The following is a 26,006-nucleotide window of genomic DNA, read 5'->3' as shown; positions in this document are numbered from 1 at the left end:
GGGCGGCGCCGCGGCCCCCCGTCAGAACACCCGTCAGGGCAGCCGTTCGATGAGGTTCACCTTGACGTGGTCCGGTCGCGCGAGGGTGAGTTCGGGCACGAGTTCGACCACCGCCTTGACGCCCAGCGCCGACCGGACCCGCTGCTCGATCGACGACCGCAGTTCGTCCTGTTGCTCGGCGCGTTGTCCGTCGGCGTATTCCACGACGAGCACGAGCGGCTTCTGGGTGGAATGCCCCTCGAAGTCGGCGCGGATGCGCATCTCGCCGGTGGTGGCCGGCGCCAGCTCCGACACCAATTGTTTGACGGCGGAGGGGAAGAGGTTGATGCCGCGCACGATCAGCATGTCGTCGGTCCGGCCGACGCACCGCACCTTGTACCCGGTGCGGCCGCATGCGCAGTCGGTGCCGGTGACCACCACGTGGTCGCGGGTGCGGAACCTCAGCAACGGCGACGCCTGGCGGCGCAGGGCCGTGTACACCAACTCGCCCTGCGCGCCCGCCACCGGCGCGACGATGTCACCCGTCGACGGGTCGATCAGTTCGGCGACCATCAGGTCCGGGGAGAGGAAGTGCATGCCGTCGCCCTCCTCGCACTCGCCCCAGTAGATGCACGCGATGTCGGTGCCGCCGAGCATCTCCCGCGACGTCGCTCCCCACAACGACTCGAGCTTGCCGCGGACCGCGGGCAGACCGCCGCCGGGCTCGCCGCCCACGCTGATCGCCCGCACACCCAGATCGCGGGCGGCCACGCCGAGGATCGCCGGAGCCTGCTCGGCCAGATACGCCAGGAAGTTCGGCGTCCCGATCAACGCGTCGGGCCCCTGATCGGCCTGTACCCGCAGGAGTCGCTCCGCGCCCGCCTCCGCGCCGATCGGGATGTCCACGATGCCCATGTACTGCGCCATCTGCACGACGGGGATTCCGCCGACGAAGCCCTTGCTCATCCCGAATCCGTGCAGCAGCCGGTCACCGGGCCGGAAACCGTTGGCGTACAGGGCTCGCGCCCCGAGCTCGGACCAGACGTCGATGTCGCTCCGGGTCAATCCGACGTAGGACGGGCTGCCGGTGGTGCCCGACGAGGCCTGGATCTGCACGATGTCGGCGCGATCGGCGGCGACGTGGCTGCCGAGCGGCGGCGTCGCCGCGAGACTGTCCCGCAATTCCTGCTTCTCGGTGAACGGCAGCCCGGCGAGGTCCGCGACCGTCCGCACTCGGGTGACGTCGACGGAATGCTCGGCGAACTTCTTCCGGTAGAAGCCGCTGCGGGCCGCGAGATACTCGAGTTGCTCACGCAGACGAGTGTTCTGCAGCTCCGCAGCGTCGCCGGGCGCGAGCGACTCGGCCTCGCTCCAATGCCGTGCCGAATGGGGAACAGCCATAGCACTCACCGTCCTTCTACTCGAATTCGGCGCGAATGGCGTCGGTGTGCGCGCCCAGTGCGGGCACCGAACCGCTGCGCACGGGCCACCCGTCCGCCACCGCGGGCGGCAGCAGCGCGGGCACCGGGCCGGACGGGGTACCCACGTCGCGCCACCGTCCGCGCTCGACCAGTTGCGGGTGCTCGGCCAGGTCGCGCACGCTGTTGAGCCGCGCGTTGCCGATGCCCGCGGAGTCCGCCGTCTTCTGGATCTCCGCCAGCGTGTGCTCCGCGCACCACGCGGCCACGACGGCGTCCAGTTCGTCACGCGCCGCCACGCGAGTGTCGTTGTGCGCGAACCGCGGTTCGTCGGCGAGTTCGGGCCGGCCGATCATCTCGGCCAGGCGCCGCCACTCGCGGTCGTTGGTCGTCCCGAGCACCGCAGTCTGGCCGTCGGAGGTGGGATACGCGCCGTAGGGCGCGATCATCGGCGAGCCCATACCGACGGGCACCGGCTCGGTACCGGCGTGGATCACCTGGTTCAGGGCGAACCCCATCATCTCGGCGACGGTGTCGAGCATGGCGATCGGGATGACCGCTCCCCGCCCGGTCCGCTCCCGGTCGTAGAGTGCGGCCAGGACCGCGGAGTACGCGTACAGCGCCGTGCCGACGTCGGCCACCGGGATACCCGGTTTGGCCGGCTGTCCCGGCGCGCCGGTGATGCTGCAGGAGCCACCCTCCGACTGGATGAGCAGGTCGTAGGCCCGCTTGTGGTCGAGGGGACCACCCTTCCCGTATCCGGAGATGTCGACGACGATCAGCCGCGGGTAGTTCCGCGACAGTTCACCGGTGCCGATCCCCAGCCGATCGAGGGCGCCGGGCGCGAGGTTGCTGACGACGACGTCGGCGGTGGCGAGGATGTTCCGGAAGATGCCCATGTCGGCTGCCGACTTGAGGTCCAGCGCCGCCGACTCCTTGCCGTGGTTCAGCCACGTAAAGTGCGCCGACATCCCGCCGACGACGGAGTCGTAGGCGCGCGTCGAGTCGCCGTAGCCCGGGGCCTCCACCTTGATCACCCGGGCCCCGAGGTCCGCGAGGTGGCGCGTGCACAGCGGTGCCGAGATCGCCTGCTCCAGCCCGACCACGGTGATGCCGGCGAGCGGGCCCTGCGTTCGTTGTTCGGTTGCGGTCACGAGAACTTCGGCTCCCTCTTCTCGCGGAACGAGGACACACCCTCGGCCACGTCGGGACCACCGAAGCCGAAGAACTCCAGCCCCAGCGAGGCGTCGAAGATCGGCATGGCCTGGCGGTACCACCCGTTGAGCGCCATCTTGGTGCCCTGGATCCCGGCCCGCGAGCCGGCGGCCAGCTTCCGCGCGATCTCCATCGCCCGGTCCTGCACGTCGTCGTCGTCGACGCACAGCGACACCATGCCGATCCGCTCGGCCTCCTCGCCGGTGAGCACCTCGTTGGTCAGCAGGTGGTACTTGGCCTTCGCCATGCTCGTCAGCAGCGGCCAGCAGATTGCCGCGTGGTCGCCGGCGGCGACACCCAACCGGACGTGACCGTCGACGATCTTCGCGCGGCGGCCCGCGACGGAGATGTCGGCCAGCAGCGCGGCCACCAGACCGGCGCCGGCGGCAGGTCCGTTGATCGCGGAGATGATCGGCTGCGGGACCTCGATGATGTTGCGCACCAGGTCGCGGGCCTCACGCATCACCCGCGATCGTGACGCGTAGTCGCCGATCATGTCTTCGACGAGGTCGAAGCTGCCGCCCGCCGAGAACGCCCGATCACCTGCTCCGCGAATGACCACGGCGCGCACCGACTGGTCGAGTCCGATCACCGGCCAGATGTCGGCCAGTTCGCGGTGCGCGTCCGGGCCCACCGCGTTGAGGTTCGGCCCGTCGAGCACGATGCGGAGAATGCCGTCTTCGGGGCGGTCGACCTTCAGTGAGGTGAAGGCCTCGTAGCTGGTCACCATTACTTCCTTCCTGGAATTTCTCGGTTCGAGCGGGGCAACGGCGGCCTTGTCAGTCGCCGACGCCCCACCGAGACGCGACGTCCGCGGGCGCGACGGTGCCGACCCGCGGCGTCGCGGGTTCGCGCGCCGGGGTGCCGCTGAAACGCGGCGCGGGCATCGGATGCAGGACGCCGCCGACGGTCCGGTACACGCCCCGCTGGGTGTTGTGTGGATCCACCGCAGCCTCGTCGAACGTGAGCACCGGGGTGACGCAGGCATCGGTACCGGCGAACACCTTCTCCCATTCGTCGCGGGTGCGGCGCTCGACGGCGTCGCCGATGAGCTTGCGCAGGTGCGGCCACGATTCGCGATCGTTCTGGTCGGGCCAGTCGGCGGTGTCGGGGCCGAGACGCGACGTGAATTCCCGATAGAAGTCGGGTTCGAGCGCTCCGACGGCGATGTACCCGCCGTCGGCGCACCGGTAGGTGTCGTAGAACGGTGCCCCGGAGTCGAGGAAGTTCGTCCCCGGATCGTCCGAGTAGAGGCCGGCCGCGCGCAAACCCTGCAGCTTGGCGGTCAGGGCCGCGACACCGTCGACCATGGCGGCGTCGATCACCTGGCCTCGCCCCGTGCGGGCGGCGGAGACGAGGGCGCACGCGATGCCGTACGCCCCCATGGCACCGCCTGCCGCGTAATCGCCGAGCAGGTTGATCGGCGGGCGGGGCGCACTGTCCGACCGTGCCATGGCATGCAACGCGCCGGACTGCGCCACGTAGTTGATGTCGTGTCCGGCGTCCCGTGACCGGGGACCGGTCTGTCCGTAGCCGGTCAGCCGCACGTAGACGAGACGCTCGTTGCGGGCCATCACGTCGTCCGGTCCGAGACCGAGCCGCTCGGTCACTCCGGGGCGGTAGCCCTCGATGAAGATGTCCGCGAAAGCGGCCAGGCGCAGCACACTCTCACGCCCGGCCGGGTCCTTGAGGTCGACGGCCACCGCGTCGACGCCGCGGTTGACGACGTCGACTTCCTCGGTCAGACCGTCCGTCTGGCTGAGCGCGCGCGCCGACCGGTTGGGCGGCCGCACCACCCGCACCACGTCGGCTCCCATGTCGGCGAGCAGCATCGAGACGTACGGCACCGGGCCCATTCCCGCGAGCACCAGTGCCCGGACTCCAGCCAGCGGACCGGTCATCGTCACACTCCTTCGTCGGTGGGCTCAGTACGACCGCGGCAGGCCGAGCACCTGCTGCGAGACGTAGTTGCGCACCATCTCCTGCGAGAACGGCGCGTTGCGCAGCAGTCGCACCTCACGCCACAGCCGCTCGATGTGGTACTCCTTCGCGTACGCGTACCCACCCAGCGTCGAGAACACGCGGTCGCATGCTTCGAATCCGGCCTCGGCGCCGAGGTATTTCGCCGCGGCGGCCTCGTGACCGCACTCCTGCTTGTCGTCGAACAGTTTCGCGGCGTGCATCGCCATGCGCTCGGCCGCCTCGAGACGGATCCACGAGTCGGCGAGCGGATGGGCGACGGCCTGGTTCTGGCCGATCGGACGATCGAAGACCACGCGGTTCTTCGCGTACTCGGTGCCGATCTCGAGGGCCGCGCGGCCGAGGCCGATGCCCTCCATCGCGACCACGATGCGTTCCGGGTTGAGCCCGTCGATGATGTAGTAGAAGCCCTTGTCGACCTCGCCGACCACGTCCTCGTCGGACACGAACAGGTTGTCGATGAACAACTCGTTGGTGTCGATGGCCGCGCGGCCCAGCTTGTCGATCTCGCGGATGGTGACGTGCTTACGGTCGAGTTCGGCGAAGAAGATCGTCATTCCGTGCAGCGGCTTGTCGTCGCGCCGCGGCGACGTGCGGGCCAGCAGCAGGATGCGGTGCGCATTCTGGGCGTTGGTGATGAACACCTTCTGGCCGTTGATGACCCAGCCGCCGTCGACCTTGGTCGCCTTGGTCTTGATGCGCGACGTATCCACGCCCGCAGTCGGTTCGGTGATGCCGAACGCCGTGAGCATCTCACCCGACGCCAGCTTCGGGAGGTACTTCTTCTTCATCTCCTCCGAGCCGTACCGGACGATCGGCGCCGGCGGGAAGACGTAGAAGTGGATCGCCGAGCCACCGCTCATACCGCCGCCGGAGGACGCGATCTCGCCCATCATCACCGCGGCCTCCTGGAGGCCCAGGCCGATTCCGCCGTACTCCTCCGGGATCATCGCGCCGAGCCAGCCGCCGTCCGCGAACGCCTTGATGAAATCCCAGGGGTATTCGTGCTTGCGGTCCTTGTCCAGCCAGTAGTCGTTGTCGAACTTCCGCGCCAGCTCGCGAGTCGCCTTGCGGACGATCTCGATGTTGCTCTCGGTATCGAAGTCTGCCATCTCAACTCTCCTAGTCTTCGCCCGCGTACACGGGGATGTCCTCGAGCGGCGTCGCCGGATCCAGCGACGACATGTCGCCGATCGGGGCACCGATGAACCGCGACCGAATGGCGCGGCGCATGATCTTTCCGTTCTTCGTCTTCGGCAGCGTCGACACCGCATACACCTCGGGTGCAAAGGATTTGCCCGCGTTGGCCAGCGCCGTCGCCTGCAGGTCGTCGTTGTCGACGCCGTCGGCGCGCAGCACCGCGAACGCCACCGCCCGCTGACCGCGCATCTCGTCCGGCACGCCGATCACCGCGACCTCCGTGATCCGGTTGTCCCGCAACAGAGCGGCCTCGATCTCGGCCGGCCCCACGCGGCGTCCGGACAACTTGATGGTGTCGTCCGAGCGGCCGTGGATCCGCCACATGCCGGCAGTGTCGATGCTCGCCAGGTCGCCGTGTACCCAGATGCCGTCCCAGCGGCTCCAGTAGGTGTCCAGGTAGCGGTCCCGGTCCTGCCAGAACGCGTGCGTCATCCCGGGGAACGTGTTGAGCACCGCCAGTTCGCCGATCTGACCGACCACCGGTTTGCCGTCGTCGTCGAGCACCGCGGCGTCGACACCGGGCAGCGGTCCGGTGAAGGCCGCGGGCGCGGCGGGCAGGAACGGGTAGCCGACGAGGATGCCGCCGCCGACCTCGGTGCCGCCGCTGTAGTTGACGATCGCGCGCTCTCGCCGGCCGACCTCCTCGAACAGCCAGAACCACGTCGGCTCGTCCCAGGCTTCACCGGTCGAGACGAACGTCTTCAGGGTCGGCGTCTCCGGGGCGGTGCCGTCGCCCGCCGCCTTCAGTGCGCGTGCCGCCGTCGGCGCGATGCCCTGCACGGTGACGCCGTTGCGGTTCACGATCTCCCACATACGATTCGGTGCAGGATGGGTGGGAAGACCCTCGATCATCACGATGGTCGCGCCGAGCTGCAGCGGGCCGGTCATGAGCATCGGGCCGACGAGCCACCCGAGGTCGGTGATCCAGGAGACCACGTCGTCGGCGTGCACGTCGAAGCCGTAGGCGAAGTCGACCGCCGTCTTGGCCGCGAAACCGCCGTGCGAGTGCACGATTCCCTTCGGCCTGCCCGTGGTGCCGGACGTGTAGACGATCGTCAGCGGGTCGTTCGACTCGGTGTCCGCCACGTCGACAGGGTCCGGATCGGCGGGTAGTTCGTCGTAGTAGACGTCGCGGCCGGCCTGCATCGGCACGTCGGTGCCCAGGTGCCGGATCACCACGACGGAGCGGACCGACGGCGCCTGGGCCAGCGCGGCGTCCGCGGTCGCCTTCATCTCGACGACCTTGCCGCGACGCGTCGTGCCGTCGGCGGTCACGAGGAGCACGGCGTCCGAATCCTGCAGTCGCGTGGCCAGGGCGTCGGGCGCGTAACCACTGAACGTGGGTACCGCGACAGCGCCGATCATGGCGACGGCGAGGAAGGCCACGGCCGCCTCGGGCACGACCGGCATGAACAGCACCACGCGATCGCCGCGGTGCACGCCCAGCCCCGCGAGGTGCGCCGCGAACCGGCTCACCTCAGCCGCGAGTTCCGCGAAGGTCAGCGTGCGCCGCTGTCCCCCGTCGCCCTCGTAGACCACCGCGGTCTTGCCCGCGAGATCGCCGCGGGCATGCCGGAGGGCCGCCAGTTCGGCGACGTTGATCCGGCCGCCCGGGAACCATTTCGGGAACTCCCGGCCCTCGGACTCGTCGAGCACCCGGTCGAACGGCGCCGAGAACGCGACGTCCAGGTCGGCCAGCGCCTCGCGCCAGAACCACTCGGGGTCGGCGACGGCGCGACGGCCCAGTTCGGCGACAGCGGTGGCATCGTCGCCGAAGCCCCAGCTCTTCATCGCCGCGAGCAGCCTCGCGCGCTCGCGCACCGCGGGGCCGGGAACCCAGGCCATCTCCTCGGGCTGGCTACTGATGCCCATTTCCGTGTTCTCCTCGTCTGGGGCTGTCGGTCGTCGGGTCGGTGTGAGCGGTCAGGCCTGCTCGCCGGCCGACTTCTTGAGCATCAGGCCGACGCGCGTTGCATCGCACACGATCTCGTCGCGCTGGTTGAGTCCGTAGTGACGGAACGTGACGATTCCGGAGTCGTTGCGGCTCTTGGACTCCCGGGCCGACACGATCTCGGTGCGCACGTGGATGGTGTCACCGTGGAACACCGGCTTCGGGAACTTGATCGAGTCGAAGCCCAGATTGCCGAGGGTGGTGCCGTACGTGGTGTCGTGCATGGAGATGCCGGAGACGAGGCCCAGGAGGAACAGGCTGTTGACCAGGCGCTGCCCGTGGATGGAGTCCTTGCTGTATTCCGCGTCCAGGTGGAGCGGTGCCATGTTCAGGGTCATCGTGCTGAACAGGACGTTGTCGGTCTCGGTCACGGTCCGTCGAACCTCGTGATCGATGACCATTCCCGGTACGAATTCCTCGAAGTACAGACCCGGCATGTGACGTCCTTTCTCTCGAGCGACGACGAGTCCGATGCTCGGTCGCTGCAGTACGTGAGCCTCACTCTAGAATAAATATATTATGCATGCAAGGGATCGCATTTGATGTCTGATGCATTCCGGCACCTCTGGACGTAGTGAAAAGATAGTATATGATGCATGCCACACTGTGTTGATGGTGTGATCTCGCGGACAAGACCGAAGGACGCCCTTACGTGAACAAGACAGACGAACAGCGCATCGACCTCGCGTCCACGCCGGTCTCCCGGTCGGGACCGGTAACAGAACCTCGCAAGCTCACTGCCTGGGGCCTCACCGGAATGCTCGTGGTGCTGTACCTCATGAACGCGTCCGACAAGGCGGTGTTCGGGCTCATCGCCCAACCGCTCAGCGAGGACCTCGGGCTCAGCGCCTCCCAGATCGGCTTCACCGGCAGTATGTTCTTCCTCGCCTTCAGCTTCGGCGGCTTCTTCGCCGGGCCGATCAACAAAGTTCTCGCGCTCCGCTGGTCCATCGCGATCATCGCCGTGCTGTGGGGCGTCGTCATGCTCCCGCTCGTCGTGTGGTCGACGTTCGCGGTGCTGCTCGCGAGCCGGATGCTTCTCGGCCTCGCAGAGGGGCCGACGTCCGCATTGCTGCACACCGCCGCGTACTCGTGGCACGCGCCCGCGAAGCGGGGCCTGCCGAGCGCGCTCATCATCAGCGGAAGCATGCTGGCCAAGATGGCCGTCGTCCCGATCCTCGCGCTCGTGGTTGCCGAGTACGGATGGCGGGCGGCCATCATGGTGCTCGCGTTCGCAACCACGCTCTGGTGCATCCCGTGGCTCCTGACCTGGCGGCCCGGCCCCTACACCGTGGGTGGCAAGCACACGTCCGCTGTCGACGACGCCGACAGCGAGCCGGCAGTCAGCTGGAAGCGCCTGCTCACCTCGAAGACTTTCGTGTCCGCCGTCCTCGTCGCGATGAGCGCATACGCGCTGATGACCGTCGTGCTCACCTGGCTGCCCTCGTACTTCGAGCAGGGCCTCGGGTACTCGCGCCTCGAATCGGGCACGCTGTTCGCGGCGCCGAGCTTCGTCGGGCTCGCGACACTCGTCGGCGGTTCCTGGCTGAGCGACCGCGGGATCAGCCGCGGCCTGTCCATCCGCCTGGTCCGCGTCGTCGTGCCCTGCGTCGGCGTCATCGTCGCCGGGGTGTTGCTGCTGAGCCTGCCCGCCCTCGGATCTCCGATTTTCGCGGTCTGCGCGGTGTCCGTGGCGTACGGACTGGTGGTCGCGGTGTTCCCGCTGCTCAATGCCGCGGTGATCGCGACGTGCCCGCCGCGCCAGACAGCCGGCGTCATCGGCGCCTTCTTCGCGATCCAGGCAATCGGCGGAATCGTCGGACCGTGGTCCATGGGGATCGTCGTCGACGCCTCGGCGACCAAGATCGACGGGTACCAGGCGGCGTTCCAATGCCTGGGCATCGTGGGCGCCGTCGTCGCGATCGCCGCACTCGTCCTCGCCGACCCGGCGCGCGACCGCGAACGCCTCCGCGTCTCCCGGTGATGCACCGGTAGCGCCTGGCCGCTCCGGCTTGTGCCCGGTACTTCTGTCGACCGTCAGAAGTACCGGGCACACACGTCTGTCGACGAAGCATCCGAGCTTGGTTGCCCCTTCCCGACTTAAGATATATTATGTTTGAACCCTCGTCGAGCGATCGGAGCGTGTTCCGTGAGTGCACCGCACGCCGCACCGGAAGTCACCCCGGAAGAATGGCGATTGCGCGCGCGCTGCCGCGGTATGGACATCGCCGTCTTCTACCTCGACGAGGACGAAAGAAGATCCCAGCCTCAGCGCGAACGCATCGCGAAGGACATCTGCCGGCGCTGCCCGGTGATCAGCGAATGCCGCCAGTACGCCATCCAGTTCGGCGAACAACACGGCGTGTGGGGTGGATTGACACCGAGAGAACTCGGCGCCGCCCGCAAGTGGAGTCGCTGGCAAAGATAGCCGCACCGGGTCTGCACACCACCGAGCGTCCACACACCACCGCCCTCGCCGTCGAAACGGCGAGGGCGGCATTGTGGTTCGTCCCGATCAGGCAGTGGGGTCGGGCGCCAGCCGGTTCAGCAGTGTCGAGATGTCGTCGACGTTCTCGAGGTCGTACACGGCCTCGACGACGGCGGCCGCGTCTGCGTCGCTCACGACACCCTCGACGTTGTGCCGGAATTTCGCGATCAGTTCCTCGTCGGTCATGTACGTGACCGGGTCGGGGGACGGACTGCCCTTGGGATAGCCGCGTTCACCGGAGAACGTGGTGCCCCGGGCGTGGACCTCGACGCGCGAGCGACGCGCGGCCGGGTTGCTCGCCAGCGCCGCCGTGTAGTCGGGGTGCTCCTGGAAGGTCGTCTTCGTGGTGAGCGCAAGGACGGACGGATCGAGGACCGCTTCCGGTGTCTGCCAGTCCTTTCCAGGAGGAATACGGTGGGCGGCGAGGGCCAGGCCGTGGGTCATGCTGAACTGGGCGTCGCGCGGATTGCGGATGGTCTCGTTGACCCACACGGGCTGCATCACGAAGCTCTCACCCCAGGCGTCGATGGCGTCGATCTCGCCGGGCGCGAGGTCGTTGGCCTCGACGATCTCGGTGAGGGCGTCGAACAGCGCGTGCATCACCCGGCAGTGAGGGTAGGGCTTGAACGACTGGAACGGGGTGAAGGTCCACTCCGTCCCCAAGCCTGCCGTGATCGGCGCCGGCTCCCACCGCGAGGTCCCGATGAACCGGGGGAAGCCGTACTCGCGGTCGTCGAGCATCTGGCGGTCGCCGGTGTGCCCGAGTTCGGCCAGGTTCGCGGCCGTCACCGCGGAGAGGGCCATACCCCCCGCGAGCTGGTATTTGATGGTGGTCGACGGTGCGTGCATCATCCACGCGCGCTGGGTGTTGGTGGGCATCGTCGAGCCTATGATGCCGAGCGCATCGGCCAGCGTGTCGCCGGAGAACCCCTTGACGACGCCGATCGCGGCAGCGGCACCGAACAGCGTGCTGCTGTAGCCGATGACCTTGGGGATCGTGACCACACCGTCTTTGATGTCGCGCAGGTAGTCGGTGGCTTTGCCGATGCGGTACGACATCTCGTGCGCCACCGCTATCGCCGTGAGCAGCCGCTCACCCGAGGAGTGCAGGGCCTCGGCGGTCGCCAGCGCACCGGGGACGACGTACGGCGTCACGTGACCGGGCGGCAGCACCGCGTCTTGGTCGAGCGCGTTGATCAGTTCGGCGTTGGCGAACGCCGCACCCGGCACCGACGTTTTCGTGCCCGTCCCGAGGATCGACGCCGAGCCACCCGAACCGCCCAGGATCCGGCCGTACTCGACCCCTCGTTGCGCACCCGCGTCGCCGAGCGATGCCACCGCGCAGCCGAGGGTGTCCAGCAGAATGCGCTTGGACTCGGAAACCACGTCCTCGGGGAGTGACCGCCCGTCGGCGCCGGCGGCGAAATCCGCGAGGTGTTCGACAATTGTTGGCATCAGGTTCGTCCTCTTTTTTGTTTCTGTGATGGGGTTACAGGGGCCACTGGAGGTGTTTGACTTCGAAGAACTCGCGGAGGCCTTCCTCGCCGCCCTCGCGGCCGATGCCGCTGTGCCCGGGCCCGCCCCAGGGGGCGTCGGCCCGCATCCCGCCGCCGCCGTTGATGGTGACGGTCCCCGACCGCAGCCGACGGGCGAACGCCAACGCCTCCGCGGTCGGTCCCCACACGTTGGCGTTGAGGGCGTACCGGACACCATTGGCCATCCGCACCGCCTCGTCCAGATCGGTGTACGGCATCACCACCGCGACCGGGGCGAACAGTTCCTCCTGCGCGATCTCCGCCTCGTTCGTCACCCCGGTCACCAGGGTCGGCTCCAGGAAGAACCCGTCATCGAGACCGGCCGGTCTGCCGCCCCCGACCGGCACTCGGGCACCGTGCTCCACGGCCCGCGCCAGGAACCCCTCCACGTTCACCCGATGCTCGTCGGTGATCAACGGCCCCAGCACCGTGCCCGGCTGGTGCGGGTCACCGACCGTCAGGCCCTGCAGGAACTCCGCCGACCGCTCGACGTACTCGTCGAAAGCGGCTCGAGGTACCAGGGTGCGGGTCGTCGCCCCACACGCCTGACCGCTGTTGCGGGTGAATCGCAACGCCGACGCGGGCACCGCCGCCGCGAGGTCGGTGCCCGGCAGCACGATGTTCGGGGACTTGCCGCCGAGTTCGAGAACGACCTTCTTCAGCGTCGGTGCGGCAAGGGTGAGGATCTTGGTTCCGACGGCGGCGGAACCGGTGAACGTCACCAGGTCGACCTCCGGGGCGGCGACCACCTGCGCGGTCACGTCCGGCGGCCCGAACACCAGGTTGACCGCGCCCGGCGGGAATCCCGCCTCCTCGATCAGCCGCACGATCGCGGCGGTCAGCAGCACGGCCTTCGGTGAGGTGACCAGCACGGTCGAGCACCCCGACGCCAGCGCGGGTCCGAGTTTGTACGCGCACATCATCACCGGGACGTTGTAGGCGACGATCGCGGCGACCACCCCGGCCGGATCCCGCACCAGCATGCTGCTCGAGGTGATCGGGTCGTGATGCAGCGGCAGCGGCTGCTCGTACCCGTCCCGGGGCCCGCGGGCGGCGGCGTCGGCGAACCACCGGAAGAACCGCACCGGCAGATCCACGTGCAACGTCGCGGCGCTGCTGACCGGGGTGCCGATCTCGGTGGCGGCGAGGTCGACGATCCGGTCCCGGTCCCGCTCGAGCAGATCCGCCAGCCGGTGCAACAGAACGCCGCGTTCACCCGGCGTCAGGCGACTCCACGCGCCGCCGTCGAACGCCTCCCTGGCCGCGGACACCGCCGCCGCGACCTGCCCGCTGCTCGTCGCCGGGGTCAGCGCAAGCTGCCTGCCGGTCGTCGGGTTGACCGAGGCGAACGGCTCCCCCTCACCGACGAGCCACCGCCCGCCGATATGGCATTCGGCCTCGACTATCGCTGCGGTCATGACAATGAACCTCTGTCTCTCGATCTCGCACGGCGCCTGCACGGCTCGACGCCGGACAAGGACACACCATACTCAATATATTATGTTCTTACTGGTCTTTGCGCGGCTATCCCGCCATGTATCCGCCGTCGACGACGAACGACCCGCCGGTTGCATAGCCGGCGCGATCGGAGAGGAGCCAGCACGCCATCTCGGCGATGTCGTCGGGTTGAGCGAGGGCGCCGAAGGGAATTCGGGCCATGATGGTGGCTCCGCTGCGGCGCTTGGCGTCCTTCATCAGATCGGTGTCGGTGTAGCCCGGGCACACCGCGTTGATCCGGATCGTCGGCGCGTATTCGATTGCGGCAGTTTTGGTCAGCCCGACGACGCCGTGTTTGGCCGCCGCGTACCCGGCTGTGGTCTTGAATCCGGTGAGACCCGCGAGCGACGCCGTGTTCACGATGGCACCGCCGCCCTGCGCCACCATCTGCTTCAACTGCGCGCGCATACAGAGCCACACGCCCTTGAGGTTCACCGCGACCGCGCGGTCGAATGCGTCCTCGTCCCACTCGGCAACGGATCTGCCTCCCTGGCCGATCTGCCCGCCGCTCACCCCGGCGTTGTTGAACGCGCCGTCCAGGCGGCCGTAATGGTCCACGGCCGCGGCGACCATCGCGTCCACCGAGGCTCCGACCGTGAGGTCGGCGGGAAGCGCGATGGCCTCGCCGCCGGCCGCGCGCACGAGTTCTGCTGTCGCCCCGACGCCTTCCTCGGACACGTCGGTCGCCGCGACCTGGGCGCCTTCCTTCGCCGCCAGCAGGGACGTCGCGCGCCCGATCCCTCCCGCAGCACCGGTGACGAGTACTACTTTCCCGTCGAGTAATCCTGACATTTTCGTCCTTCTTCCGAGCAGATGATGGGGCGGTGATCTATCCGACGCGGGATGCCGGCCAGTCGCGTGCCGGCGAACGCCACGCGGGCCAGTTGTCCTCCGGCTCCGGACGTGTCACCGACACGTGGTGAAAGCACTCCTGACACTTGACGACCATGCGGGGGCCGAGATGGTTCGCGACGGGATAGCGGGCGAGACTCGTTGCGCCACAGGACGGGCATTCACCGTCGACGGCGGTGCGTTCGACGTAGACACGGTCGGTCTCGGGGCGGGGGAACAGTAGCCGGTCGACAGCCATGGGGTTTCCTTTCTCAGAGATTCCAGTTGCGGGGGTTGGCCACCGGCACGCTCCAGCGGCCCTGTTCGCGTTCGGCGGCCAGTTGTGCGCGTCGTGCGGTGGTGGCGTCGTCGTCGATGTCACCGTTCGCGATCACGACACCGTGGGCGTCGGCCGCGAACTCGGGGCTCACGAGTCCGCTACGGACGTCCTGCAGCACCTTCTCCGGGACGCGTTCCAGGGGATCGCCCCAACCGCCGCCACCGCCGATGACGAAGCGGAGCGCGTCGCCTGCCTTGAGGATCAGCCCGGAGAACTTGCCGGTCTGATAACGCGCACCGCGCCCGAACTCGCCGTTGTTCGGGTCCGGTCTGCCCTGTTCGTCGAACATGCCGAACAGCGGTTCGGCCCCGCGCAGGTCGAGGGGGTCGCCGTGCTCGGCGAGGTCGAAATTTTCGATGTACCAGCCGAAGGCTGGCGAGCCTGCGCCACCTCCGTTCGAACCCGGGGCACCGAGGCGGACCCGGTCGGCGGTGATGGTGACCATCGTGTCGGACTCGGCGAAGATCGAGTACACCGAGCCGAGGCCACCACGGAACTCGCCTGCCCCGGCGGTGTCGATCACCATCTCGTGCTGGACGATGACGAGCGGGCTCTCGATCTCGACGTGCTCCTGCACCGACGTCCGGCAGTTGCCGATCGGAATCACGCAGAAGGAGACTCCGTCGTCCTTCCAGGTGCCGCCCCAACCGCCGCCCGCGAGCGCGAACGCACCCCACGGCGTGCCTTCGTGGCCGGGCCGGGTGTCGATGCCGCCGAGGCTGACGACGACGGCAGTGCCTGTGTCACAGGCGAATGCCTCGTCCATCGCCTGGCTCAGCGCCTGGGTCACGACGTTGATGCCCCGCGCGCCGATGTCGGCGTGGTTGGAGCAACTCGACGGCGGCAGCACCTGCACCACGCTGCCCGACGGCAGCAGGGTCTCGATCGGCCGCAGCGTGCCGCTGTTGACCGGGGTAGACGGGTCGACCATCAGCTTGACCGCCTCGATGCAGCGGGAAGCCTCGCACCAGGCGGTGCCGCAGTTGCCCAGCGGCTGCCGACCCGACCCGGAGAAATCGATCTCCATGGAATCGCCGCGCACCTTCACGGTCACGTTGACCGGAATCGGCTCGTCGGTGACGCCGTCCTCGTCGAGGAAGTCCTCGGCGGTGTAGTCGCCGTCCGGGATGCTCGCGATGCCACGCCGCATGCTGGCCTCGGTGGCTTCGATGGCGTAACGACCGGCCGCGCGCACCTTCTCCAGTCCGCCGCGGGCGATCAGCGCCTGGAGTTGGCGCTCACCGACCACCAGGCAGCCGTGCAGGGCCCGCAGGTCCCCGAGCACGAGTTGCGGCACCCGGTTGTTCTCCAGGATGAAGTTGAACAGTGGCCGCACAGGAACGTCGTTGGCGTACAGCAGTGTCGGCGGCAGCTTCAGTTGCTCCTCGAAATGCGTCTGGGTGCCGTTGGAGAAGCCACCCGGGATCGCCCCGCCGAGGTCGACGAGGTGAGATGTCGAGTGCAGCAGGAATTCCACCCGGCCGTCGACGAATACGGGCCGGAGCAGATTGACGTCCGACTGGTGGATGGTGCCGCGCCACGGGTCGTTGACGAAGATGACGTCGCCGGGCTGCATGCTGTCGACGTCCCAGTCGTCCATCACGAAATTCGCGATGTGCGGGGCGGTGAACGCGTGTTGCATGCAGCCCTCCCACAGCGCGACGGTTTCCCAGCCGTCGTCGGTGCGCATGTGAATGGCGCTGGTGCAGTCCAGGATGTCGCGGCAGACCGGGGAGAAGGCGCTGCGCATCAGCGAGTCGAGCATCTCCCGGGCGACCTCGGTGAGGCCGTACCGGAGGATGTCGAGTTCGACGTCGACCGCGGGGCCTGCGTCGGGGGTGGTGATCGTCATGGTCTGCTCCTCAGCTCTGCGGCTCGATGATGAGATTCAGGTCGCCGTCCACGTAGGCCGTCCGGCCCGGAAGGACGAGGGTGGTCGCGAATTTCTCGGCGACGAGGGCGGGGCCCTGCACCCGCTGGAAGGGTTCGAGGCGCTCCCGGACGTAAATGGCGACCTCGACCTGCTCGGTCGTGCCCGGCAGCGTGATCTCCGCCGTGCGGAGGAACGCCTCCCCGTCGTCGGGGGTGAGATCGGACTTGTGCTGCTCGCGCGGGATGATGGCCGTCACCTCCACCGTCGAGATCACCACGGGAATCTCCGTCGCCGCGAAACCGTAGGATTCCCGGTAGAACTCGTGGAACTGCGGCACCAGACCGGCCACACTGTCGGCGGTGAGAGTTCTCGCGTGGATGGGCATCCGGTTGTCCCACGTCTGCCCGCGGTACATCGCGAAAACCGCTCGCTCGAACCGGATTCGATCCACGTCGGCACCCTGGCCGGCGAGTTCGCCGCGGATCCGATCCTGCAAGGCGACGAACGCGGCCTCGATCGCCTCGGCACTCTCCGGTGCGAGCGGGGTCATGATCGACTGCGCCCGGGTGACCATCAGGTCGCTGCGCAGCAGTCCCAGAGCCGAGAACTGGCCCGGGTTGCGCGGCACGATCACCTTGTCCAGGCCGAGGATCTGCCCGACGCGGTCGGCGAGCATCGGGCCCGCCGAACCGGAGGGCTGCAGGGCGAACTCGCGGACGTCGAGACCCCGGTAGACCGAGATCGTGCGGACCTTCGCGGCGATGTCCTCACAGGCCACCTCGTAGGCGGCCGACGCGAGTTCGAGGGCCGTCATGCCCCACTGCTCGCCGGTCTTCCGCAGCGCCTCGAGCGACGCGTCGACGTCGAGCCGGATGGAGCCGTTGGCGAACAGGTCCGGCTGCAGGACCCCGAGCGCCGCACACGCGTCGGTGAGGGTGGGCTCGACACCGCCGCGCTGGTAACACACCGGTCCGGGATTCGATCCGGCCGATGCCGGACCGACCGCCACGTTGCCGAGCGTGTTGGGCCGGATCAGGCTACCGGCGCCCGAGCCGACACTCTCGACGTCGACGAGCGGCATCGTCAGTGTGAGTCCGGTTTCCAGTGTCCACAGATCGGTGAGCGGCGTCTTGCCGTGCACGATCGCCGCCACGTCCGTGCTCGTGCCGCCGACATCGATGGTCAGCAGGTTCGGCGAGCCGCTCTCGTTGGCGAGCTTGACGCTGCCACTCACGCCGCCGACCGGACCGGAGACCAGCTGGAACACCGGGGCGCGGCCCGCGTCGGCGAACGTCGCGACACCGCCGTTCATCATCATGATCCACAGCGTCCCGGCGTAATTGCGCTCGGACAGCTCATTCATCAGACGGTCGAGGTAGCCGACCACCGCCGGGCCCACGTAGGCGTCGAGGGCCACCGTGGTGGTGCGCTCGTGCTCCTTGGTCACCGGGTAGAGCGCCGAGGTCTGAATGTAGGCGTCCGGCAACTCTTCTGCGACGATCTCGGCTGCTCGCCGCTCGTGGGCGGGGTTCGTGTATGAGTTCATCAGGCACACGGCCACCGACTTCGCACCCTGGCCCGCGAGAGCACGTGCGGCCTCGCGAACGGCGTTCTCGTCCAACGGCAACAACTCGGAACCGTCGTACCGCAGTCGCTCCGGGATCCCGAATCGGGATTCGCGCTGCACGATCGGGCGTTCCTGGTGCGGTCGCAGCCAGGTGGGGTCGTAGAACCGGTCACCGAACTCGCGGTGCATGCGACCGATGTCGAGCAGATCCCGGTGACCGCGGGTCGCGATCAGGCCGGTGCGCTCGCCGGTCCGGCTGAGCAGGGCGTTGATACCCACCGTGTGCCCGTGCACGATCTCGGCGACGTCCGGGATCTCGACGCCGATCGTCTCGATGCTCAGCAGCACCCCCTCCTCCTGCTGGAGGGTCGACAGCACCTTGCCGTCGCGGGTCTCACCCGTCTTGCGGTTGAGCGCAATGATATCGGTGAAGGTGCCCCCGACATCGATGCCGACTATCCAGTCGGCTGCCCGCTCACTCTGCGTCATATCCCGGCCTCCGTGCTGTGTGCTTCAGTGACGTGCGCAGTGCGTCTGCGCCACTCGTTTGTGTCGTGAGTCACTCTTCCGCACGGAGGGTGCGGGAACATCTGACGGAGGTCGTAGTTTCGTACGACTTTCGGCTGGTGTCAGCCTTGCGGTGCAGTGCGCGTGACGTCGGCGTTGCGCAGCCAGATCGACACGGCCTCGGCCCGATTGGATGCGCCCAGTTTGCGCAGGATCCGGGTGATGTGGGTTTTGACGGTCCCCTCGGAGATGACCAGCCTGCGGGCGATCCTGCCGTTGGAGTCCCCGTCCGCCATGAGTCGGACGATCTGCACCTCACGGCGGGTGAGGACGGAATCGTCGTCGCGGCCGAGCGCGACGGACTTCGCCACCCCCGGTCCGGTGGCCTTGTTCCAGCGCCCGAGCCCGTCCAGTTGTGTACGCACGGCCGTAAGCCCCTCGAGCACAGTGACTCTCGACAGGTTCTGACTCATTCCCTCCGCGAACGTCGACAACAGCGCCTGATCGACGGCCGTGAGATTGCGTTGCTGGTGATAGCAGTCGCCGTGAACCAGGCCGACGACGTCGCCGTCGACCACCAGCGGCGCGATGCCGTACGACGAAGATCTGGTGATCTCGGCGAGTGGGCGGTTGACGCGCGGGTTGTCCTGCACCTCGTGGACGAGCGTCGCGCGGGCGCCGGTCACCGTGTCGTTCTCGACGAGCGTGCGGTCGAGCACCGGCGGATTCTCCCTGCCCACCGCCACGATCTCCTCCGCCCAGCGCGGGTCCCGGACGACATGCATCGAGTGCAGCCGCCACGCCCCGTCCACCGTCGACAGCAGCGCCCGGTCGAAGCCGAGGCTGCACACCGCCTCGGGCGCTCGGGCCAGCAGCGCGTCGACGGTCTGCGCGTCGCCGACCCCCGCCAGCGCCGACTGCACCCTGGCAAGCACTTCCGCGGGGTCGGTCGGCCCCCGCCGTGCCACCGCCGCCTCCGCCTCGCGTATGCGGCCGAGCATCTCCGTCAGGGATGTGAGGACCTCCGACGACGAGCAGCGATCGCCGATCGCGCGCAGCATCTCCGCGGTCACGAGGTCCCACAGCCGACCCAGCACCTGCCGGTCGGAGCATGCGCCCGCCGGCCGCGGACCGCTGAGATCACGGTCCAGCAGCAAGCCCACGTCATGGGTGATCTCGGCGACCGCATCCTGCACCGCGGCACCGTCCTGCCGGCTCGACGAGTTGCGCATTTCCTACTTCCTCGGTGGCCTACGCTCGCTGTGCATCCTGGCGAGCCGCGTCCAGGGCCTCCGCCGGTCCGTTCGCGTCACGTGTCAGCCGGCGGGACTGATCGAACAGGCCGCCGCCGATCACCAGCGCCGCGCACCCGATGATCAGCAGCGATACACCCCACGTCGAGTGCGTGGGCGACACGGTGACCATGGTCAGCGCGAGGATCGGGGCGAGGCCGCCCGCGGCGGCGCCGCTGACCTCCCGGCCCGTGCCGATACCCGACGCGCGCAACTCGGTGGGGAACTGGCGGGCCATGTACGGGCTCGCCGCGACCATGATCATCGGCGCCAGGACACCCGTGGTCACGACCATGACACCCCAGATGAGCGGGGAGCGGCCCGTGTCGAACAGCCAGAACGCCGGGAAGGCCATCAGGGCGACTCCGATCGCACCGCCGATCATGACCCTGCGGATGTCCACGCGGTCGGACAGCCGCCCGATGAGCGGGCACGCGGCAATCGCCGCGATGCTCGCGAACGTCACCCCGAGGGCGCCGACGTTCTTCGCCACGCCCTGAAATTCTGCGAGGTAGGACAGCGAGAACGTCTTGAAGGTGTACGAGATGGCGGAGTACCCGCCGTACACGGCCGCAACCACGAGAAGGCCACGCCAGTTGCCGCGCAACAGATCTCGCAGGACGTCGAGGCCCTTGCGTTGCCGCGCCTCGGTTGCCATGCGTTCGAATTCCTCCGACTCGGGCATGGTGCGGCGAATCCAGTAGCCCACGATCACGATCGCGAAGCTCGCAATGAACGGCACCCGCCATCCCCAGGTGTACAGGGCTTCGTCGTCGAGGCTCGTGATCGCCGCGACCGAGAGCGACGCCGCGAGCAGGCCGATCTGTGCGCCCATCACCGGGTACGCGGCATACTTGCCCTTGGTCTTCTCGTCGGCATGCTCGTACACCGCGGTGATCGCGCTGCCCAGTTCGGCGCTCGCACCGAAGCCCTGCAGGATACGCAGGATGATCAGCAACGCCGGCGCCGCCACACCGATCGCCGCATACGAGGGCACGAGTCCGATGAGCCCCGACGCGATACCCATGATCAGCAGGCTGATCGACAACACCGCCTTGCGACCGATGCGGTCACCCAGAATTCCGAACAGGACGCCGCCCAACGGCCGGGCCAGGAATCCGACCGCGAACGTGGAGAACGCCGCGAGCGTGCTGGCCGACGAGTTCGCCGACGGGAAGAACACTTTGCCGAACACCAGTGCCGCCATCGATGCGTACAGGTAGAAGTCGAACCACTCCAGTGTGGTTCCGACGACGACGGCCGCTCCGACCTTCCTCGCACTCCTGGGGGATCCCTGCCGAACGGGTAACTCGCGTTTCTGCGCCACAGTCAAGCCCTCTCCATCGCCACCCTGTCGCGCAAAACTATTATGTATTATCTTTAAAATCAAGTGGCGGGGGTCACGAACAGGTCCGAGTGAGACTCGGGACACCCGGCCATGGGATCGTTCGTCCGGGATCCTGCCGACACGCTCCGGCGGCGTGTCCGACGCTTTACGCTGAATGGCATGGCCGCTCTTCGCGCGGAGTGGATCAGAATCTGGCGCAACCCGGCAGACACGCTCGCGACCGTTGTGTTCAATGCCGTCCTGATGATCGGGGCCTGGTTCCTGCTGCCGCGGAGCTGGTTGTTCGAGTGGACCGGGCCATCGGGTTTCGCGCTGGCCCTGGCCGGCTGGATGTACGCCGACGTCACCGCCACCAACGTGCTGGCGCCGGACCGTGAGCGGGTCCTCGCCGCACTCGACGACCGGGACGCGCTGGGTGCGATGCTCGGCGCCAAGGCGGTGGCGCTGTGGATGCTGATCGCCCCGATCTGCGCGACCATCGCGATCGCGGTGGGTTTCGCCGACCAGGACTGGCTGTTCACCGCGGTCGTGGTGGTCGCGGTGGCGCTGTGCCCGTTCGGTGCGCTCGCCGCGTCCAGCCTGGTCGGGGTGTATTTTCCGTATCACCAGCGGCCGCTGCGGTGGCGGTGGGAACAACGTGCCCGGTGGCGCACCGTCGTCGTCCGGTGGCTGATCCTGCTGGTGGTGCCGTACGGGGTGTTCCCCGCGTTCTCGGGGGCGATCGCCGTCGTCCCGGTCGTGCTGTGGCACCTGGTGCGTCCGGACGACGTGCACACGCGGATGGGCACCGCGGACTTCGCGTTGTGCGTCGTCGTCGCCGTCGTCATCTCCGCGCTGATGTGGGTGGTGGCACGGCGAATCGCCCTGTCACGCATACAGCGCCATGCACCGTTGGCGGCCTATCTGCGTGACCGGGACAGGGGCTGAGCCGGACCTCCTGCGCACGTGAGTGGGAAAGCGTGCCGGGGCACACTTTGCCACTCACGTCAGGAGAGGTGCTCCGGCTGGGGGTGCGACTTGTGGACCTGGTCCGATCCGACCTCGTCCTGGCTCGCCCCGGGTGGGCATTCGGCGCTGTACTTGCCTGCATGTTCCAGGGAGACGACGACGGACTTCGACGTGGGACAGTTGCTGCCGGTCGCCGTGGAATCGAGCGGCACCAGCGGATTGGTCTCCGGGTAGTAGGCGGCGGCCGACCCCCGGGGCGTGTCGTATTCGACGATCCGGAAGTCGTGGGCGCAGCGGACGCGGTCGTCGCCGTCCCAGTGGGTGAAGAGGTCGACCATGTCGCCGTCGTCGAAGCCGAGGGCCGCGATGTCGTCGCGGTGCAGGAAGATCACGCGGCGCCCGCCCTCGATGCCGCGGTACCGATCGCTGAGCCCGTAGATCGTGGTGTTGAACTGGTCGTGGCTGCGGATCGTCTGCAGGATCACGTGCCGCGGGGGCACCTGCAGCACGTCGATCGGGGACACCGCGAATTCGGCGCGCCCCGAGTGCGTGGGGAACGTTCGGGAGTCGCGCGGCGGGTGCGGCAGGACGAACCCGCCCGGTTTGCGGACGTTCACCTCGTACCCTTCGCATCCGGGCACCACCCGCGAGATGTGCAGGCGGATGTTCGCGTAGTCGTCCCGCATCTTCTTCCACTCGATGCCGTAGCGGTCGCCGATCGTCGCCTCGGCGATGCGCGTGACGATACCCACCTCCGAATCAAGATGGGGGCTGGCAGGTTTCAGCGGACCCCGGGAGGCATGGACCGAGCACACCGAGTCCTCGACGGAGATGAACTGCGGCCCACCGGCCTGGACGTCCTGCTCGGTGCGTCCGCGCGTCGGCAGGATCAGGGCCGTGTCACCGCACACGAGATGCGAGCGGTTGATCTTCGTCGAGACGTGGACGGTCATCCGGGTCTTGCGCAGTGCGGCGGCGGTGACGTCGGTATCCGGGGCCGCCTGGACGAAGTTGCCGCCCAGCCCGAGAAAGAAGTGCGCCTTGCCGTCGCGCATAGCCCGGATGGAATCGACGGTGTCGTATCCGTTCTCTCGGGGCGGGTCGAAGTCGAACTCCTTCGCGAGCGCGTCCAGGAAATGCCGCGGCGGACGCTCCCAGATCCCCATCGTGCGGTCTCCCTGCACGTTCGAGTGCCCGCGCACCGGCAGCAGCCCGGCGCCGGGTTTCCCGATGTTGCCCTGCGCGAATGCGATATTGGCGACTTCCTTGATGATCGCCACCGAGTTGTGGTGCTGGGTGAGCCCCATCGCCCAGCAGAACACGGTGGCATCGGAATCCCGCAGCAGCCGGGCCGCGTCGGTGATCTGTTCCCGCGACAGTCCGGTCGTCCGGGTGACGACGTCCCAGTCGAGGTCGGTGACGTGCTGCTTCCACAACTCGAACCCGATCGTGTGCCGGTCGATGAATTCGTGGTCGAGCGCGTCCCACTCGACGAGCAGTGAGCCGAACGCCTGGAGCAGGGCGAGGTCGCCGTTGAGTGCGATGGGCAGATGCATGTCGGACAGGTCGGTGCCGGGGCCCACCATGCCGCGGGGCGTCTGCGGATTCTTGAAGTTGACCAGACCCGCCTCGCGCAGCGGGTTGATCGACAGGATCTTCGCGCCGTTCTGCTTGGCCTTCTCCAGCGCCGACAGCATCCGCGGATGGTTGGTACCCGGGTTCTGACCCTGCAGGACAATCAGTTTCGCCTGATACACGTCGTCCATCGTGACGCTGGCCTTGCCGATGCCGATCGACTCCTGCAGCGCGATACTCGTCGATTCGTGGCACATGTTGGAACAGTCGGGCAGATTGTTCGTCCCGAACGCCCGGACGAACAGCTGGTACGCGAACGCGGCCTCGTTGGACGCCCGGCCGGAGGTGTAGAAGATCGCCTCGTCCGGACTGTCCAGCGCGTTCAACTGGTCGCCGATCAGCGCGAAGGCCTCGTCCCATTCGATGGGCTCGTAGTGGGTTCCGCCGGGCCGCTTCACCATCGGATGGGTGATCCGGCCCTGCTGCCCCAGCCAGTGCTCGCTGTGGCAGTCGAGTTCGGCGATACTGTGGCGGGCGAAGAATTCGGGGGTCGCCCGGTCCCGCGTCGCCTCCTCCGCCACCGCCTTGGCGCCGTTCTCACAGAACTCCGCGGCGTGGCGGTGCCCCGGGTCGGGGTCGGGCCACGCGCAACTCATGCAGTCGAAGCCCTCGGCCTGGTTCAGCCGCAGCAACGTCTCGGCCGTGCGGACCAGGCCCATGTGGTCGAGCGAACGTTTCATCGACACCGCGACAGCGGTCGGCCCGGCCGCATGGTCCTTCGGGTGCCCGACCTCCAGGTCGGCCTCGTCGTAGTCGAGTTCCTCGTCCTTGTGTCGCATCGTTCAGCCTCTCGTCACGATCTCCCCACCAGGCAGCCGAGGTAGTCGATGACGTCGTCGGTCGCGGTGGCCGGGGCGGTGAGCGCCACGTAACCGTCGGGGCGCACCACCACCAGCGTGCCACCGTGTGCCCCGTATGCGCTGCGCGCCAAACCGCGGTCGTCGACGACGTCCACGCCGGGGCCGCGGGAATCGCCCACCACCACGTATTTCACGTCGTCGGGTGCGTCTTCGGCCAGGGTCTGCAGGGCGTGCCGGGGCCCGCCGTCGAACCCGAGCACCGTGAAATGAGTGCCGCGGAAGACGTCGAACAGTCGCAGCGGGGTGCCGTCCGGGCTCAGGCATGGCGCGTCGGGCGCGCGGTCACCGGCGCGGACGCCCGTCGTCACGTCCCCGTCCCGGGACAGCGAACTCCACGGGTAGCCGAAACCGAGTTGCTGACCGTCCTCGGTGACCGCGACGCCCAGGCCCTGCGAGTCCTCCTGCCCGAGGCTCGCAGCCACCTTCTGCAGGCCCTCGCTGCTCACCCCGAGCGTCCAGCGGGCGAGCGGCAACCGCTCCTCCTGATACGTGTCGAGGAGCGACGGATCCGCGGACCCGGCAAGGACGAGCGCGAGTTTCCACCCGAGGTTGTAGGCGTCCTGGATTCCGGTGTTCATCCCGAGCCCGCCGGCGGGCGGATGAACGTGCGCGGCGTCCCCGGCGAGGAACACCCGGCCGTCGCGGAAACGGTCCACCATGCGCACGTTCACATGCCAGGTGGACAGCCACGTCGGCGCGGACAGTCGCACGCCAGGATCGCAGGCGACATCGTTCAGAACGCGCTGGAAGTACTCCAGCGACGGCGCGGGCAGGTTCCCCTCCTCGTCGAAGTCCGCGAACGGCACTCCCTGGAACTGCCAGGAGTTGATGCCGCGGAACGGGCACAACGCGACGAATCCCTTCTCGGGGTGCGTCCACTGGTACCAGCGATCGGGGACCAGACCGTCGACGGCCACATCGCCGAGGAGCATGCCCTCGATGCCGCCCGTCCCCTCGAACGACACTCCGAGCGCCTTGCGCACCGCGCTGCGCCCGCCGTCGCAGCCGACGAGGTAGCGCGCGATGACGGTCCCGCCGCCGGCGAGCCGGACGGTCACCTTGTCGGTGGTCTGCTCGAATCCGGCCACCTCGACGCCGCGCTCCACGTCGATCCCGAACTCCGAGAGCCGCTCTCGCAGAATCCGCTCGGTCTGCCACTGCGGGATCATCAGCCCGCTGTCGTACGGGCGATCGGGCGTGGGGCCCAGGTCCGCGTGCGGGTCGCCGTCGCTCAGCACCTGCCCGCGGACCGCGACCCGGCTGGGGAGGTGCCGGAACCCGGCCGCCTCGACGTCGTCGACGATGCCGAGATCGTCCATCACCTCCTGGCTGCGCGCGGTCAATCCCTTTCCGCGCGAACCCGCGAACGGCTCGGGCGACTTGTCGAGGATCCGCACCTCGACGCCACGCCGCGCCAGTTCCAGAGCGAGCGTGAGACCGGTCGGCCCGGCCCCGGCCACCACTGCCTCGGTAGGGCTCATGGCGTCATCGTATTCGCGGCGGCACCGATCCCGCGGGAAAGTCGCCGCACCCGCTCATCGG

The 26,006-nt window shown here is 68.3% G+C and carries 20 protein-coding genes; 3 read left to right on the top strand and 17 right to left on the bottom strand.

Features of this window, described 5'->3' with window-relative positions; translation table 11 throughout:
- Positions 1 to 33 precede the first annotated feature (33 nt).
- From MLGJGCBP_RS10385 to MLGJGCBP_RS10355, 7 genes are read right to left on the bottom strand one after another with little or no spacing between them, the layout of a single operon-like run.
- Positions 34 to 1,380: a phenylacetate--CoA ligase family protein gene (locus MLGJGCBP_RS10385; RefSeq protein WP_160095300.1), complete on the bottom strand. Its 1,347-nt coding sequence runs from the start codon at positions 1,378 to 1,380 to the stop codon at positions 34 to 36.
- Positions 1,381 to 1,396: 16 nt separating this feature from the next.
- Positions 1,397 to 2,551 (bottom strand): CaiB/BaiF CoA transferase family protein, encoded by a 1,155-nt coding sequence (locus MLGJGCBP_RS10380; protein ID WP_160095298.1) that lies wholly within the window; start codon positions 2,549 to 2,551, stop codon positions 1,397 to 1,399.
- A complete protein-coding gene (locus tag MLGJGCBP_RS10375) occupies positions 2,548 to 3,342 on the bottom strand; it encodes an enoyl-CoA hydratase/isomerase family protein (protein ID WP_236581020.1) in 795 nt (264 codons plus the stop codon). The genes MLGJGCBP_RS10380 and MLGJGCBP_RS10375 overlap by 4 nt, the downstream gene beginning before the upstream one ends.
- Before the next feature lie 49 nt (positions 3,343 to 3,391).
- On the bottom strand, positions 3,392 to 4,513 hold the full coding sequence (locus MLGJGCBP_RS10370) for a CaiB/BaiF CoA transferase family protein (RefSeq protein WP_160095296.1): 1,122 nt from the start codon (positions 4,511 to 4,513) through the stop codon (positions 3,392 to 3,394).
- 24 nt (positions 4,514 to 4,537) lie between these two features.
- Positions 4,538 to 5,704 carry an acyl-CoA dehydrogenase family protein gene (locus MLGJGCBP_RS10365; protein WP_087559347.1) on the bottom strand — a complete coding sequence of 389 codons (1,167 nt, stop codon included), beginning with the start codon at positions 5,702 to 5,704 and terminating at the stop codon, positions 4,538 to 4,540.
- Between the two features lie 10 nt (positions 5,705 to 5,714).
- Positions 5,715 to 7,664, bottom strand: coding sequence for an AMP-binding protein (locus MLGJGCBP_RS10360; protein WP_160095294.1), 1,950 nt, complete (start codon positions 7,662 to 7,664; stop codon positions 5,715 to 5,717).
- A gap of 51 nt (positions 7,665 to 7,715) precedes the next feature.
- A complete protein-coding gene (locus MLGJGCBP_RS10355) occupies positions 7,716 to 8,180 on the bottom strand; it encodes a MaoC family dehydratase (protein WP_160095292.1) in 465 nt (154 codons plus the stop codon).
- 215 nt (positions 8,181 to 8,395) lie between these two features.
- Here MLGJGCBP_RS10355 and MLGJGCBP_RS10350 point away from each other — a divergent pair, with 215 nt between their 5' ends.
- Positions 8,396 to 9,727 (top strand): MFS transporter, encoded by a 1,332-nt coding sequence (locus MLGJGCBP_RS10350; RefSeq protein WP_236581019.1) that lies wholly within the window; start codon positions 8,396 to 8,398, stop codon positions 9,725 to 9,727.
- Positions 9,728 to 9,892: 165 nt separating this feature from the next.
- Positions 9,893 to 10,171 carry a WhiB family transcriptional regulator gene (locus MLGJGCBP_RS10345; RefSeq protein ID WP_160095290.1) on the top strand — a complete coding sequence of 93 codons (279 nt, stop codon included), beginning with the start codon at positions 9,893 to 9,895 and terminating at the stop codon, positions 10,169 to 10,171.
- Between the two features lie 87 nt (positions 10,172 to 10,258).
- Here MLGJGCBP_RS10345 and MLGJGCBP_RS10340 read toward each other — a convergent pair whose 3' ends face one another.
- The 8 genes from MLGJGCBP_RS10340 to MLGJGCBP_RS10305 form a co-directional block, all read right to left on the bottom strand.
- The gene (locus MLGJGCBP_RS10340; protein WP_160095288.1) at positions 10,259 to 11,686 is read right to left on the bottom strand and encodes an MmgE/PrpD family protein; all 1,428 of its coding nucleotides are present in this window, start codon (positions 11,684 to 11,686) and stop codon (positions 10,259 to 10,261) included.
- A gap of 34 nt (positions 11,687 to 11,720) precedes the next feature.
- Positions 11,721 to 13,184, bottom strand: coding sequence for an aldehyde dehydrogenase family protein (locus tag MLGJGCBP_RS10335; RefSeq protein WP_160095286.1), 1,464 nt, complete (start codon positions 13,182 to 13,184; stop codon positions 11,721 to 11,723).
- 106 nt (positions 13,185 to 13,290) lie between these two features.
- Positions 13,291 to 14,055, bottom strand: a complete 765-nt coding sequence (locus MLGJGCBP_RS10330; RefSeq protein WP_160095285.1) for an SDR family NAD(P)-dependent oxidoreductase — start codon at positions 14,053 to 14,055, stop codon at positions 13,291 to 13,293.
- 37 nt (positions 14,056 to 14,092) lie between these two features.
- Positions 14,093 to 14,353, bottom strand: coding sequence for a hypothetical protein (locus tag MLGJGCBP_RS10325; RefSeq protein WP_160095283.1), 261 nt, complete (start codon positions 14,351 to 14,353; stop codon positions 14,093 to 14,095).
- 13 nt (positions 14,354 to 14,366) lie between these two features.
- Positions 14,367 to 16,286 (bottom strand): hydantoinase B/oxoprolinase family protein, encoded by a 1,920-nt coding sequence (locus MLGJGCBP_RS10320; RefSeq protein WP_160095281.1) that lies wholly within the window; start codon positions 16,284 to 16,286, stop codon positions 14,367 to 14,369.
- Positions 16,287 to 16,296: 10 nt separating this feature from the next.
- Positions 16,297 to 18,363: a hydantoinase/oxoprolinase family protein gene (locus MLGJGCBP_RS10315; protein ID WP_160095279.1), complete on the bottom strand. Its 2,067-nt coding sequence runs from the start codon at positions 18,361 to 18,363 to the stop codon at positions 16,297 to 16,299.
- A gap of 140 nt (positions 18,364 to 18,503) precedes the next feature.
- Complete coding sequence (locus MLGJGCBP_RS10310) at positions 18,504 to 19,613, bottom strand: response regulator transcription factor (protein WP_160095278.1); 1,110 nt, start codon at positions 19,611 to 19,613, stop codon at positions 18,504 to 18,506.
- Positions 19,614 to 19,632: 19 nt separating this feature from the next.
- Complete coding sequence (locus MLGJGCBP_RS10305) at positions 19,633 to 21,000, bottom strand: MFS transporter (RefSeq protein ID WP_160095346.1); 1,368 nt, start codon at positions 20,998 to 21,000, stop codon at positions 19,633 to 19,635.
- Between the two features lie 180 nt (positions 21,001 to 21,180).
- On the opposite strand from MLGJGCBP_RS10305, the gene MLGJGCBP_RS10300 reads away from it, so the two are divergent.
- Entirely contained in the window at positions 21,181 to 21,948 is a 768-nt protein-coding gene (locus tag MLGJGCBP_RS10300) for a hypothetical protein (RefSeq protein ID WP_160095276.1), read from the top strand.
- A 59-nt stretch (positions 21,949 to 22,007) separates the two neighbouring features.
- Here the strand turns inward: MLGJGCBP_RS10300 and MLGJGCBP_RS10295 are convergent, their stop codons facing one another.
- Both MLGJGCBP_RS10295 and MLGJGCBP_RS10290 read right to left on the bottom strand, forming a co-directional pair.
- On the bottom strand, positions 22,008 to 24,383 hold the full coding sequence (locus MLGJGCBP_RS10295; protein ID WP_160095274.1) for an FdhF/YdeP family oxidoreductase: 2,376 nt from the start codon (positions 24,381 to 24,383) through the stop codon (positions 22,008 to 22,010).
- 14 nt (positions 24,384 to 24,397) lie between these two features.
- A complete protein-coding gene (locus MLGJGCBP_RS10290; RefSeq protein WP_160095272.1) occupies positions 24,398 to 25,945 on the bottom strand; it encodes an FAD-dependent oxidoreductase in 1,548 nt (515 codons plus the stop codon).
- Between the last annotated feature and the right edge of the window lie 61 nt (positions 25,946 to 26,006).

Source organism: Rhodococcus sp. T7 (assembly GCF_009872365.1).
GTDB lineage: Bacteria > Actinomycetota > Actinomycetes > Mycobacteriales > Mycobacteriaceae > Rhodococcus_F.
The sequence above is the reverse complement of the archived record's forward strand: the minus strand, read 5'-3'. Positions and strand labels throughout refer to the sequence as shown.

Excerpts from the sequence above, each read along its gene's own strand:
- MLGJGCBP_RS10385 (WP_160095300.1), bottom strand. The coding sequence starts at position 1,380 with ATGGCTGTTCCCCATTCGGCACGGCATTGGAGCGAGGCCGAGTCGCTC.
- MLGJGCBP_RS10375 (WP_236581020.1), bottom strand. The coding sequence starts at position 3,342 with ATGGTGACCAGCTACGAGGCCTTCACCTCACTGAAGGTCGACCGCCCC.
- MLGJGCBP_RS10370 (WP_160095296.1), bottom strand. The coding sequence starts at position 4,513 with ATGACCGGTCCGCTGGCTGGAGTCCGGGCACTGGTGCTCGCGGGAATG.
- MLGJGCBP_RS10365 (WP_087559347.1), bottom strand. The coding sequence starts at position 5,704 with ATGGCAGACTTCGATACCGAGAGCAACATCGAGATCGTCCGCAAGGCG.
- MLGJGCBP_RS10360 (WP_160095294.1), bottom strand. The coding sequence starts at position 7,664 with ATGGGCATCAGTAGCCAGCCCGAGGAGATGGCCTGGGTTCCCGGCCCC.
- MLGJGCBP_RS10355 (WP_160095292.1), bottom strand. The coding sequence starts at position 8,180 with ATGCCGGGTCTGTACTTCGAGGAATTCGTACCGGGAATGGTCATCGAT.
- MLGJGCBP_RS10340 (WP_160095288.1), bottom strand. The coding sequence starts at position 11,686 with ATGCCAACAATTGTCGAACACCTCGCGGATTTCGCCGCCGGCGCCGAC.
- MLGJGCBP_RS10335 (WP_160095286.1), bottom strand. The coding sequence starts at position 13,184 with ATGACCGCAGCGATAGTCGAGGCCGAATGCCATATCGGCGGGCGGTGG.
- MLGJGCBP_RS10330 (WP_160095285.1), bottom strand. The coding sequence starts at position 14,055 with ATGTCAGGATTACTCGACGGGAAAGTAGTACTCGTCACCGGTGCTGCG.
- MLGJGCBP_RS10325 (WP_160095283.1), bottom strand. The coding sequence starts at position 14,353 with ATGGCTGTCGACCGGCTACTGTTCCCCCGCCCCGAGACCGACCGTGTC.
- MLGJGCBP_RS10320 (WP_160095281.1), bottom strand. The coding sequence starts at position 16,286 with ATGACGATCACCACCCCCGACGCAGGCCCCGCGGTCGACGTCGAACTC.
- MLGJGCBP_RS10315 (WP_160095279.1), bottom strand. The coding sequence starts at position 18,363 with ATGACGCAGAGTGAGCGGGCAGCCGACTGGATAGTCGGCATCGATGTC.
- MLGJGCBP_RS10310 (WP_160095278.1), bottom strand. The coding sequence starts at position 19,613 with ATGCGCAACTCGTCGAGCCGGCAGGACGGTGCCGCGGTGCAGGATGCG.
- MLGJGCBP_RS10300 (WP_160095276.1), top strand. The coding sequence starts at position 21,181 with ATGGCCGCTCTTCGCGCGGAGTGGATCAGAATCTGGCGCAACCCGGCA.
- MLGJGCBP_RS10295 (WP_160095274.1), bottom strand. The coding sequence starts at position 24,383 with ATGCGACACAAGGACGAGGAACTCGACTACGACGAGGCCGACCTGGAG.
- MLGJGCBP_RS10290 (WP_160095272.1), bottom strand. The coding sequence starts at position 25,945 with ATGAGCCCTACCGAGGCAGTGGTGGCCGGGGCCGGGCCGACCGGTCTC.